Genomic DNA, 12,531 nt, shown 5'->3' with positions numbered 1-12,531 from the left:
TATCAGAATGAACAGTGCAATTGCCCCACCACAGTGCTCACAAGAAGAATGGGCGCTTCGAACCAAACTGACACAGTGCTACCATTTGGTTGATCATTTTGGCTGGACAGAAACGATTTTCAACCACATTTCTGCGCGATTACCTGGCAAGGAACACCACTATTTGGTGAATCCGTTTGGTTTAAATTACACTGAAATCACGCCTGAAAACCTACTTAAAGTAGATTTGGATGGAAACAAAGTTGAACCATCTGAGTATGATGCCAATCCGGCTGGTTTTGCGTTACACAGTGCAGTGCATGGTGCAAGAGATGATATCCGCTGTGTCATTCATACTCATACCACACCCATCAGCGCCGTGGTGCAAAAAAAGCACGGCTTCAAACATGATAGTTTCTATGGCGCACAGCTCTATGGTCGAGTTGGATATCATACTTTTGAGGGAATCACGCTGTTTGAAGATGAAAAATCACGCATGATTGAAAGCTTGGCAGACCATCATATTTTAGTTCTGCGTAATCACGGCATTGCTGTGGGCGAGAGCAGTATCGAAAAAGCCTTCTTTTTACTTTGGACCGTACAGCGTGCTGCCGAAGTACAGTGTCAGGCAGATGCGATGGCAGGAGAAGACATGCCTTTAAATCATGATGTTAAACAAAAATGTACAGATCTGACGGCCATGCTGATTCGGGAAAGTGGATTTGCCAACAAATTTTTTGATGCGATGGTTCGAAAAATGAATGCAAGTCGTCATTAGGCTAGAACATTGAAACAGGACTGCTCATCTAGAGTGGTCCATTTACAAAAACTTTATACATTTTGATTTAAAAAAATTATGACACTTATTAACTATATCGGATTGCTTTTATATAATTAAAAACATGATTTTAATAAAAAATTTACTTTAAAAATAAAATAATTTGAATGCTTAAGCTAAAATATATGCTAATTTAAATCCATTCACTTTTAAGAAGCTTGACTTATATGACCAATAAATATGCCAAATATTTTCCTGTTCATGATGAATTTGATTTAGAAGAGTTTCCGTACTATCTTATTTCACAAGTTCACGCGCTTTATATCAATAAGATCGACAATTCATTAAAAAAATATGGTTTAGACAATTCACGCCGTAGAATCTTGCTTGCTGCTTCAACGCGTCCCGATGCCAGTATTTCGGAACTGGCGGATATGGCACTTATCAAAATTCCAACGGCAACCAAAATTATTTATCGTTTAAAAGATGAAGGCTATGTAGAAACGTCTTTATGCAAACTTGATAATCGGGTTACCCGAGTGACGTTGACCGAGTCGGGGCATGAAATGGTGATTAAAATAAATGAAATTACCTCATTGCTCTTTAATGACAGTTTTTCAGGATTAAAACCTTCAGACATTAAGCGGCTGAACGAGTCTTTAAGAGCGATCAAAAAAAATTTGATCTAGACGAAGTAACGAGGCCATGTCATCAACATGACCTAGATTAAATAGGTTAGGCCAAATTTTTAAGCACAAAATGTGGAGATTTAATCAGCAAGCGAATTAATGCTTTGGCTGAACTAGAGGGATGTCTTACCCCGCGTTCCCAGCTTTCAAGCGTTCTGACTGAAATACCCAGCATCGTGGCCAGTTGGGTCTGAGAAATATTCATTTTCTTACGAACCTGAATAATTTCCTGCCCCAAAAAGTGGTTATCCATGTGCAGCAACATCGACTGTGTCTGTTGCGATCCATATTGCATAGTATTCACGTTAAGCATCCTTTCTTATTAATAGGCGAGCTGTAATAAGAGTCGAAAGGCCATTGCAATCAGCAATAACCCAAAGAATCCGCCCAGCCATAAAACCACGAACCATTGAAATTTCGATAATTTCATACTTATTCGCTCCTAGTGATACCCTTCATCACCTACGCGTACTTTGTCTCGAAAAACCCAGTACGCCATGATGGTGTAGGTGATAATGATCGGAATCAAAATCAGTGCACCAATTAAGGCAAACAATTGACTATTTGCCGGAGCAGCAGCGTCCCAAATGGTCACTGATGGTGGAATTATATACGGAAAAATACTGATTAAAAATCCGCTATAGGCCAAGAACAGCAGAGCCAGAATATATAAAAAGGGAGCCGATTCCTGTTTCTTGGCACATGCACGAAGTGCAAGCACACTACATATCAAGACCAAAATAGGAACAGGACTAAAATACAAGAGTTGAGGTAAGCTAAACCATCGCGCTGCGATTTGTGGCTGAGACAAAGGTGTATACAAACTCACACACGCAAAAATAAACAGCAATCCGAGTATGAGCTTTGGCATAATCTTAAACATATCTTCTTGTAAACGATGATCAGTTTTCATGATCAACCAGCCACACCCAAGCGCGGCGTAAAGGACAACCACGCCCACACCTGTGAAAAGAGAAAAAGGTGTTAACCAGTCCAGACCGCCACCTGCAAAACGACCATCTACAACATGTATGCCTTGGATATAAGCGCCCAGCAATACGCCTTGTAAAAAGCTCGAAAGAACAGAGCCACCAATAAATGCTTTGTCCCACAGATGTTTGGTACGATTGGCCTTGAAGCGAAACTCGAATGCTACGCCACGAAAGATCAGCGCAACCACCATCAGCAAAATAGGTAAGTAAAGCGCAGATAAAACAGCAGAATAAACAATTGGAAACGCTGCAAACAAGCCTGCACCGCCAAGCACCATCCAGGTTTCATTACCATCCCAAACAGGTGCCACGGTATTCATCATCACGTCGCGTTCTTGCTGATCTTGAATAAATGGAAATAAAATTCCGATTCCCAAGTCGAACCCGTCTAGCACCACATAGATAAACACGCCAACAGCAATAATCACGACCCAGATTAAAGATAAATCAATCATGATGTTGCTCCTTTGTCTTGATCATCCAGCTCTTCATCAGCCGCACTTAACGGTCGCATTGGGGTTTTGAACCGACCAACGCCGCCTGCTTCTTGTGGCGTGCTATGAATAAATTGTGGCCCTTTATTAATCAGTTTCAGCATGTAATAAATACCGATTCCAAAGACAACAAAGTACACCAGTACAAAAATGATCAAGGTGAGACCGACTTGTTCGGCAGAGACAGGAGAGATTGCATCTTTAGTGCGCATCACGCCATAGACGACCCAAGGCTGACGACCAACTTCGGTGGTAAACCAGCCTGCAAGCAAGGCAATAAATCCAGATGGCCCCATCACCAAAGCAAAACGCTGAAACCATTTGTTTTCATAAAGCCGGTCTGAACGTCTGAGCCATAGACCTGCCAACGCCAACAGTATCATCAACATGCCAAGCCCGACCATAATTCGAAAGCTCCAAAACACGATGGTGGAGTTTGGGCGATCTTCCGGAGCAAAGTCTTTAAGGCCTTTAACTGTTCCGTCCATCGAGTGCGTTAAAATTAAACTACCCAAATGCGGAATCGCGATCGCATATTTGGTTCGCTCTTCTTGCATATCTGGAATCCCGAACAGATACAACGGCATGGCATGGTCGTGATTGGTTTCCCAATGACCTTCCATTGCAGCGAGTTTTGCAGGTTGATGCTCTAAAGTATTGAGACCATGTGCATCACCTACAAATACTTGTAATGGTGCCAAAACCAAAATGAGCCAGAGTGCCATGGAAAATGACTTTTTGACCAATGCATCACGACGCCCCTTGAGCAAATGCCATGCTGCGGTTGCTGCCACCAAAAGTGATGACACCATAAATGCGGCAATCGCCATGTGAGCCAGTCGGTAAGGGAAAGATGGATTGAAGATAATCGCAACCCAATCTTGTGGCACGATAATGCCATTTTCAATGCTATAGCCTTGTGGTGTTTGCATCCAGCTGTTGGACGATAAAATCCAGAACATGGAAATACAGGTGCCAATCGCCACCATTAAGGTTGCGAAGAAGTGTGCATTTTTGCCCACACGGCCCCAGCCAAACAGCATAATCCCTAAAAAGCCGGCTTCAAGGAAAAATGCACTTAATACTTCATAGCTAAGTAATGGGCCTGTGACACCTCCGGCAAAGCGAGAAAACTCGCTCCAGTTGGTTCCAAACTGATAGCTCATCACAACGCCAGAGACGACACCCATACCAAAAGCGACAGCAAAAATCTTAACCCAAAACTTAAATAAGTCTTGATAAACCGGGTTTTGAGTACGCAACCAGCGCCATTCAAGCACAGCAAGAAAACTTGCTAAACCAATTGAAATTGCTGGAAATATAATGTGAAAAGATACTGTGAACGCAAATTGAATCCGCGCTAATTCTAATGCGGTTAATCCTAATGTCATGAGAGCACCTCATACAACGGATGATGTTGCTCGTGCAATTTTGCAGGCGAGTTTATATCTAACCAGTATAGGCTATTTTTTAAGCAAAACATAATGATTCGTCTCTACAACTCATTCAATTTAAAAATTAAGATAAAAAATTTAAATGGCGAGAGAGAGCGGTGGAGCGCGTCCTTGAGGAATAAGAAAGAGCTGCTGAAGTACAAAGAAAACGTGAAAAAAAGTACGTTTAAAGGCGAGATATCGAACCTGAATACGAACCAAGACTTCACTTAAATCTACATCAAGAAGAGGCACAACATGACCATAGACCACGCAATACTGACATTGATGATTCATGTCGTGATGATGATGTGATGTATCAGTTTTTATTTTCTGTTCAGCTAAATGATGCGCTGTAGCATGATGCGAATGCATGTGATTGGACATTTCAGAGTGTGCAACTGATGTGGTCGCAAAATCACCAATCTGTAGTGCTTGGGCAACAGTTTCACAGACCGGAGAAACTTGGTATTTCTCTGGTAATAGTGGCTGTAAAAACACAGCGATTTGTAAGAAGACTGCAAAAAAACCGAGCAGCCGACCATAACTCATCAACACCCAAGTGATCTCTTTTGGAAATCATTAATTCTAGAATAACAAAAAGTATCGAACTTTCAAAGTTTTAACACTCAAAATTAAATCAACAATTTAATTTTAAAATAAAAATGCAAAAAATTGAATGAATTGTAGAGATTGTGTTAATGTTGCGATGCGCTAAATCGTGTGTAGATTAGTTTATTGAGATTTTTTATTTTGGCCGCGTTTGCTGCTATGTTGATGCAAATTTCGGTTTTCTTGCAGCCCTTGCTTCCTGAAAAATATCAAGTTTCTCGGGTATGTATGACGCTTTCAATATTGAAAAGCGAACATGATACGTCTCATAAAATGATCGGTCATTCGGATCATCAAGCGCCTTTTATTACTCGTTTAATTAACAAACAACATAGTCCTGTTCATGATTCACACATGCTAGATCACAGTTGTGTGTTTTGTACAGTGCATGGTTTTCTTGTTGTACATCTTGATGCTGATATCAAAGAAGTCTTTGAGCGTGTTCGGCTTCAATTATTGCAATACCAAGCTGCCTTTAAGCATGTTTATTTTCAACTTAAACGTCTCTTTTTAAGTCCTCAGGGGCGAGCTCCTCCAGTTTTTTCGTAGTCCATTCGATAAAAGTGAACAAAGCTTTTTACAAAAGTTTTGTTGGGAATAGTTATGCTTAAAAGGAATAGCCATGGGGCAGTTCAATCAATATCCTTGTATAAAAGGACGAACAATTACATCTTTTGAAACTCAGCGTTGCTTTGGATCTTTGACATTTCAGATTCAACCAATTGTAATCGGACTTGCGCTTGGTACAGCCGGTATTCAGTACACCAAAGCTGAAGACCAATACCCAAATGCAATACTTCCCAAAATTACAACCACGGCACAAGATACACAAGAAAGTGATCCGCTTTTGTTGAATCAAGTCAACTCAACTGCAAGCCGATTAAAACTTTCGGCCAGAGAAACCCCGGCATCTGTGCAAACCATCACTCAAAAGCAATTACAAGAAAATGGTGTGCGTACCGTTAAAGAAGCTTTTGGTTCAATTACAGGCGCAACCGTTGGGAATGTACCAGGCAATCCTGCTGTTTTAACGCTGCGTGGTTTTTCTGGCAATACTAATACCGTGTTACAAGATGGCGTGCGTTTAGGTGCATCTACATTTACTACTCGTGATTTAGATGTATGGAAATATGAAAAAGTCGAAGTATTAAAAGGGCCAGCTTCGGTACTCTATGGTGAAGGTGCTCTTGGCGGTACAGTAAATTTGGTTACACGTAAGCCAACATTAGAACGCACTTCGGTTGAGGGTCTGTTGAGTTCTGGCAGTTTTAGTACAGCACGAGCAGCGTTAGATGCAAACGCTCCAATCAGTGCAGATGTGGCGATACGAGGCGGCGTTAGTTATTTGACCTCAGGGAGTCTCAACGATATAGATCGTAATCAGAGCCGTAAAATAGGACTTTATAGCGGCCTGTTGTATCAGCCTAATGATACGCTATCGATGCTGATTGCCATCAATTATGATGATGATAAAGACAATTCAAGCTATCAAGGATCACCTGTACTTTCTACATCTGCTGCTAGGCAACCCAGCCAGATTTTAGATAATCCATACGGTGTTGTGATTGATAAGGCTACTCGCTATAAAAACTACAACCCCGAAGGTGCGCATTTAAGTGCAGGAACTACCAATATTTCGTGGCAGACGGATTATGTGCTCAATCCTGAATGGTCAATCAGTAATATTGCAACTTTTTATCATGCTGATCGTGAGTTTTTTTTGGCACCAGAGCAAACCTACACACGCTCAGGACTTTTCAATCGCACAGTACAGCGTTGGGATCACGATCATACAGTGTGGAGTAATCGGTTAAGTGCAAGTTATGATTCGTTGGTTGCGAATCGATTTCGTCAAAGATTTAGTTTGGGTACAGAATATAGTCATACTCATTTTGAAAGTGCACGACCTAGTGGAAATTTGTCTGCTGTTGATCCTTTTGATCCGGTTGTGGGATCGATGCCCGGAGCTGATTGGTCGGGTTGGACCAGCAACTTTGACTTTACGACAAGAATCAATAATTGGGCTTTATTTGCAGAGAATGCCATTAATCTTAATCCAAAGTGGTTAGTCGTTGGCGGTGTGCGTTATGAAACACTCGATGTAGATAGAGAAAGTAAAAATCAGATTACATCAACATCGCAATTCTTCTCACCTTCGTTTCGACCATTTTCGTGGCGTTTAGGTAGTGTATATGACATCAATGATCATGTGCAGGTGTATGGCCAATACAGTACCGCTGTTACACCTGTTTCGTCTTTATTGGTTATTTCTACAGCCAATGGAGAGTTCAATCTATCTAAAGGGAAGTCGGCAGAAATCGGGTTTAAAAGCAGCAGTTTTGACCAAAAGCTCGCACTGATTGGTTCGATATATCATATTGAACTCGATGATATTCTCACTCGAGATCCTAATAATGTGAATCTGACAGTTCAAGGCGGAAAGCAAAAATCTAAAGGCGCCGAAATCACAGCCTCTTACGCGATTACTCCTCAACTTCGAAGCAACTTGGGTGCATCGTGGGTGGATGCTCAATACAAAAAACTGATCGAGTCTGGTGGTGCAGATCGTTCTGGAAATCGTCCAATCAATGTGCCAGATCGAGTCATCAATGCTTCTATGCTCTATACCTTCAAAAGCCAGCCCATTACGCTAGGTGGATTTGTGAAGCATGCCAGTGGCTTTTATACCGATACAGCGAATACCTATTTCGTAAAAGGACATACGACTTATGACGCATCATTATCTTATGCACTTAAAAATATCACTTTGACCTTATGGGGACGCAATCTGACTAACGAGTTTTATGGTGAATATTCAGGATACTCCTCAACACAGATTTATATTGGTGCACCTCGCAGTGTCGAGCTAGCAATGACATTTAAATATTGATCAATTGACAAGCTCGGGCGGCATTTGCCGTCTGTGAAGATGAGATAATTTTATATGAAAAACATAATATTGGTTTCGGTCATTTTTGCGAGTATTGGTCTGGGGTGTGCTCAGTCAAAATCGGATGTTACTTCGGCACACGAAAAGCAACAAGTGGATACCAATTTACAGAAATGGGTGGGTAAGTATCAAGGTTCACTGCCATGTGCTGCTTGTGTATCGCGATGTGAAGGATGTGAAGGTGTAGGTTATGATTTAGAATTATTTCAAGATCAGTCCTTTACCTTGTTGTATCGATCTAATCAGGATAATAGTGTCTTAGAAAGCCACCGTGGTCGTTTTGAGTTTTTAGATGATGGAAAACTTCAAATTGAGCTCCATCCTCTGAAAGCCAGAAATATTTTGGTCTACACTGATGATGGTATTGAAATTTTGGATAGCGTTACAATGCAGCCTTATATTGATCATGAAGACTTTATGCTGCAAAAGATGAGCTCCTAAATCTGGAGCTCATCTTGATGTGTTGATAAAATATTCTAGATTCATACATTCAACGATTGACTCTGAATAACCGCATCACTTTTTGTTGTGCAAATGGGTTGCACATCAAGATTGCAATCAAAATAATGGCAATCCCGATCAGTGTAAACAGGTCGGGAAGCTCTCGCCAAAAAACATAGCCCCATACACCTGCAAACACAATCGCGATATAGTTCATCGGGCCGATTTTACCAGCCGGTGCTAAGCTGTAGGCATAAGACATAAATAATTGACTAATATTAGCCAGTAGCCCAGCTGTAATAAGTAAAGCCAGTTCGTGTAGGGTGAACATTCGCCAGTGCCAAAACATCGGGATTGATGAAATCAGCGTACCAAACATACAGAAATAAAATACGATGCGTTCTGGAGATTCGGTGCTGGTCAGCGCACGGACAGTCACAAAAGCCATCGCAGATAAAAAGCAGGCCCCAAGGCCGATAAAAGAAATCAGATTAAATAAGCCCTGATCAGGTTTAGCAACAAACATGACACCCACTAAACCCAATACGGCAGCAAAAATCATAGATTTGGTGATTTGTTCTTTGAGAAATAACCACGCAATCAGTGGAATGAAAATAGGTGAAGAGTAACTAAACACCATCGCATTGGAGAGCTTTAGATTGGCAATCGCATAAAAGAAACCATACATCGCGGCCAATCCCACCACACTTCGCCACGTATGCATCCATAATTTTTGCGTTCGAATGAGTCCAAATCCATTTTTAATTAACATGGGAATAAAAATGAATAGACCCACCGCGTTTCGAAAAAATACGATCGTTGCGTTGTCGACACTTTGTGATGCAAATCGGATACACACTCCCATAATCGAAAAAAGTAAGGCGGATGTCATTAGACACAGCAGCGCCTTTCCGATATTGTCAGACGACGAAGCAGGAGTGGAGAGATTTTGCATAAGATCAAAGTGGCAACAAGTTTCAGTGTTTAGTTTAGCAGCGATCTAGAAAATGAGTGAAATGTATCGCAATCAAATATTGAAATAAAAAAGATGAATACACAGAATTCATCTTTTTTTATATGCCTTAGGTAACTGGTGCAGGATTAAACACGGCCAGCGAATTGTGAATTCCCCATTTATCCGACCATGTTTGCTGTTCGCCACTCGCGACTTTCAAAATCAGTTCAAATAGTTCCCAACCCACTTCTTCAATGGTTTTTTTACCAATCGCAATATCGCCCGCACTAATATCGATGAGATCATACCAGCGATTGGCAATGGTATTGCGGCTGGCCATCTTGATGACAGGCACCGCTGCCAATCCATAAGGTGTCCCGCGGCCTGTAGTAAACACTTGTACTGTAATACCCGAAGCCATTTGTTGTGTGCCGCAAATAAAGTCACTCGATGGTGTAGCGGCAAAGATCAGCCCTTTTTTAGTGGGTTTTTGACCCGGTGACAACACCTCAACAATCGCAGAGCGGCCTGACTTGGCAATTGATCCCATGGCTTTTTCAACAATATTATTTAAACCGCCTTTCTTGTTGCCGGGTGTGGTATTGGCACTTCGATCAACTTTGCCTGCGGCCAAATAATCATCGTACCACTGCATTTCACGAATTAAATCTTTCGCGACTTGTTCGTTTTCTGCGCGTGGAGTAAGTAAATGGATACCATCACGAACTTCGGTCACTTCTGAAAACATGACTGTACCGCCGCAGCGGATAATCAAATCTGAAGCAAAACCAACAGCCGGATTAGAGGTCACGCCAGAAAAGGCATCGCTACCACCGCACTGCATACCGACAACTAAATGTGATGCCGAAACAACTTCACGCTGGCGCTGGTTGAGCTTTTCTAAATGAATCTTTGCAACCGCCAAAATATGATCGACCATACTTTGAAAGCCGTGATGCTGTTCATCTTGAAGCTGGATGATGTCTTCATTTTCAAGCGGAATACGTTTATTTTCTGTTGGGAGTGAAAGTAAGCGTTCGGGTTGCATTTTTTCACAGCCTAAACTCACGACCATGACTTCTCCACCAAAATTAGGATTCAATGCCAGATTATGAATAGTACGGATTGGTACAATCGCGGCAGGTGCATCAATAGCAACACCACAGCCATACAAATGATTTAAACCAACTACGCCGTCTACATTTGGATATTCTGCCAATAGCTCACGTTCTATAATTTTCACCACATGATCGACAATTCCTTCTACGCAATTCACGCTGGTGGTAATTGCCAAAAGGTTTTTTGTACCGACTGAACCATCTTTATTTATGTAACCTTTAAAGGTATAGCCAGTCAAAGGTTCCATTTGAGGTGCCGGACGGGTGGCTAACTCAAGCTCACTTAAATCAGGGGGCGTTGGCATGCGCGTGACCGCTTCATTCACCCATGCTCCCGCGTTTAAATCGCAATTAACATAACCAATGACTTCACCATAGCGAATGATGGATGCGCCGTTTTTTAAGTCTTCAAGCAGTACTTTATGGCCTTGTGGAATATATTCGATCAAACATAGATCATATGCCTCAATCACAGTTCCTTGTGCAAGGCCGCCATCGTTGACCACAATGGCAACATTGTCCAGCGGATTAATTTTGATCAGTAATGGCTTTTGCATGAGTCTTCCTTGTTAATTTAATTAAGGCCGTATGCCAAATATATTTGGCATCGGCTAATCGAGATTACTTATATGGATGTTTTCAGTTGAAAGCGTTGAATCTTCCCAACCACAAATAAATAGCAGAACATGGCAATCACAGCGTGAACGCCAACAAAAATCAGAGCACCATTAAAAGAACCTGTCGCTGCTAAGATGTAGCCGATTGCAATCGGAATGATGATGCCAGCAGTATTTCCAAAAGTATTGAATAAGCCACCTGATAATCCAATCATCTCTTTAGGTGCAACATCCGACATGACAGCCCAGCCAAGTGCGCCAAAGCCTTTGCCAAAAAATGCCAGTGACATGAAAAATACAATCGCCGTTTGAGACTCTACAAAATTACACACCACAATACTGGTAGACAGTAACATACCGAGCACAATAGGGAACTTACGTGCAAAAGTGAGTGATTTATTCATACGGATGAGTTTGTCGGAAATAATGCCACCTAAAATTCCTCCAATAAAACCACAGAGCGCTGGCAAAACAGCCGCAAAACCTGCTTGTAAAATTGTCATGTGACGTTCTTTGACCAAATACACAGGAAACCAGGTTAAAAAGAAATAGGTGAGGCAGGTAATACAATACTGTGCAATAAAAATACCCAGTAACATCCGAGATGCCAGTAGTTTACGGATATTAGACCAGCTCATTTTATTGTTTTCATCGACCTTTTTAAGCTGATTTTCGCCCATATTGGTGATGGCACCATGATCTTGAAGATATTTAAACTCAGCAGAATTTAAACGAGGATGCTTTTCTGGGCTATAAATAACCTTTAGCCAAATAAATGCAATCACAATCCCGATTCCACCCATGATCCAGAAAACAGATTGCCAGTGAATGTGCGTAACTAACCAGCCCATAAACGGTGCAAAGATCACGGTGGCAAAGTATTGAGCAGAGTTAAAAATAGCGGCCGCAGTACCGCGTTCTTTGGTTGGAAACCAAGCAGCGACAATTTGACTATTTCCAGGAAAGGCTGGGCTTTCAGACAAACCGACCATAAACCGCAAAATAAAAAGTGATGCAATAATTAAGGGAATGGAGCCAAAAATATCGACAAAGCCAAGCATGACTGTAAAGATCGACCAGAGTAAAATACTCCAGAAATATACTTTACGTGCTCCGAATTTATCGAGAAGCCATCCACCGGGGATTTGTCCGATGACATACGCCCAGCCAAATGCAGAAAATATGTAGCCCATAGTGACCGATGTAAGTCCCAATTCTTGGGACATTGGAGATGCAGCCATTGAAATGGTTGCTCTATCTCCGTAATTAAGTGCTGTGACTAAAAAAATCATGGCCAGAATGTAATAACGGGTTTTAGTGTGAGAAACCCGATTTTTACTGATCACGGCGATGTTTGTTTGCAAGTTATCCATATACAAACTCTTCTAATAATCAACCTGTTTGCTGGTCCATGAAACAGGTGACGTCATGTCATATTCGTGCATAGAATAAATCAAAAAATATTTCGATATT

General features: G+C 41.5%; 12 protein-coding genes. 5 read left to right on the top strand and 7 right to left on the bottom strand.

Annotation, left to right across the window (positions count from 1 at the left end; all coding sequences use genetic code 11):
* The first annotated feature begins 7 nt into the window (after nt 1–7).
* Both Aso01_RS13185 and Aso01_RS13180 read left to right on the top strand, forming a co-directional pair.
* On the top strand, nt 8–757 hold the full coding sequence (locus tag Aso01_RS13185) for a class II aldolase/adducin family protein (protein ID WP_004937673.1): 750 nt from the start codon (nt 8–10) through the stop codon (nt 755–757).
* 227 nt (nt 758–984) lie between these two features.
* Nucleotides 985–1,446 carry a MarR family winged helix-turn-helix transcriptional regulator gene (locus Aso01_RS13180; protein WP_004937671.1) on the top strand — a complete coding sequence of 154 codons (462 nt, stop codon included), beginning with the start codon at nt 985–987 and terminating at the stop codon, nt 1,444–1,446.
* Between the two features lie 46 nt (nt 1,447–1,492).
* On the opposite strand, the gene Aso01_RS13175 is transcribed toward Aso01_RS13180, so the two are convergent.
* From Aso01_RS13175 to Aso01_RS13160, 4 genes are all read right to left on the bottom strand, one after another.
* The gene (locus Aso01_RS13175) at nt 1,493–1,711 is read right to left on the bottom strand and encodes a helix-turn-helix domain-containing protein (RefSeq protein ID WP_119690511.1); all 219 of its coding nucleotides are present in this window, start codon (nt 1,709–1,711) and stop codon (nt 1,493–1,495) included.
* 177 nt (nt 1,712–1,888) lie between these two features.
* Nucleotides 1,889–2,893 carry a cytochrome d ubiquinol oxidase subunit II gene (gene cydB / locus Aso01_RS13170; protein ID WP_004937666.1) on the bottom strand — a complete coding sequence of 335 codons (1,005 nt, stop codon included), beginning with the start codon at nt 2,891–2,893 and terminating at the stop codon, nt 1,889–1,891.
* The gene (locus Aso01_RS13165; protein WP_004937663.1) at nt 2,890–4,323 is read right to left on the bottom strand and encodes a cytochrome ubiquinol oxidase subunit I; all 1,434 of its coding nucleotides are present in this window, start codon (nt 4,321–4,323) and stop codon (nt 2,890–2,892) included. Before Aso01_RS13165 ends, cydB begins: the two co-directional genes overlap by 4 nt.
* A 141-nt stretch (nt 4,324–4,464) precedes the next feature.
* Nucleotides 4,465–4,917, bottom strand: a complete 453-nt coding sequence (locus Aso01_RS13160) for a DUF2946 domain-containing protein (RefSeq protein ID WP_004937661.1) — start codon at nt 4,915–4,917, stop codon at nt 4,465–4,467.
* Between the two features lie 201 nt (nt 4,918–5,118).
* Here Aso01_RS13160 and Aso01_RS13155 point away from each other — a divergent pair, with 201 nt between their 5' ends.
* The 3 genes from Aso01_RS13155 to Aso01_RS13145 all read left to right on the top strand — a co-directional run bounded on the left by Aso01_RS13155 (nt 5,119) and on the right by Aso01_RS13145 (nt 8,368).
* Nucleotides 5,119–5,526: a DUF2946 domain-containing protein gene (locus tag Aso01_RS13155; RefSeq protein ID WP_228127979.1), complete on the top strand. Its 408-nt coding sequence runs from the start codon at nt 5,119–5,121 to the stop codon at nt 5,524–5,526.
* 73 nt (nt 5,527–5,599) lie between these two features.
* Entirely contained in the window at nt 5,600–7,867 is a 2,268-nt protein-coding gene (locus Aso01_RS13150; RefSeq protein ID WP_004937658.1) for a TonB-dependent receptor, read from the top strand.
* A gap of 54 nt (nt 7,868–7,921) precedes the next feature.
* Nucleotides 7,922–8,368 (top strand): copper resistance protein NlpE N-terminal domain-containing protein, encoded by a 447-nt coding sequence (locus tag Aso01_RS13145; RefSeq protein WP_004937656.1) that lies wholly within the window; start codon nt 7,922–7,924, stop codon nt 8,366–8,368.
* Between the two features lie 49 nt (nt 8,369–8,417).
* Here the strand turns inward: Aso01_RS13145 and Aso01_RS13140 are convergent, their stop codons facing one another.
* From Aso01_RS13140 to Aso01_RS13130, 3 genes are all read right to left on the bottom strand, one after another.
* The gene (locus tag Aso01_RS13140) at nt 8,418–9,323 is read right to left on the bottom strand and encodes a DMT family transporter (RefSeq protein WP_004937653.1); all 906 of its coding nucleotides are present in this window, start codon (nt 9,321–9,323) and stop codon (nt 8,418–8,420) included.
* 127 nt (nt 9,324–9,450) lie between these two features.
* Nucleotides 9,451–10,998: a galactarate dehydratase gene (garD, locus tag Aso01_RS13135; protein WP_004937651.1), complete on the bottom strand. Its 1,548-nt coding sequence runs from the start codon at nt 10,996–10,998 to the stop codon at nt 9,451–9,453.
* 68 nt (nt 10,999–11,066) lie between these two features.
* Nucleotides 11,067–12,431: an MFS transporter gene (locus tag Aso01_RS13130; protein ID WP_004937647.1), complete on the bottom strand. Its 1,365-nt coding sequence runs from the start codon at nt 12,429–12,431 to the stop codon at nt 11,067–11,069.
* Nucleotides 12,432–12,531: the final 100 nt, after the last annotated feature.

The sequence above is a fragment of the Acinetobacter soli genome (genome assembly GCF_000760595.1).
Lineage (GTDB): Bacteria > Pseudomonadota > Gammaproteobacteria > Pseudomonadales > Moraxellaceae > Acinetobacter > Acinetobacter soli.
This window is presented reverse-complemented; position numbering and strand designations above follow the sequence as displayed.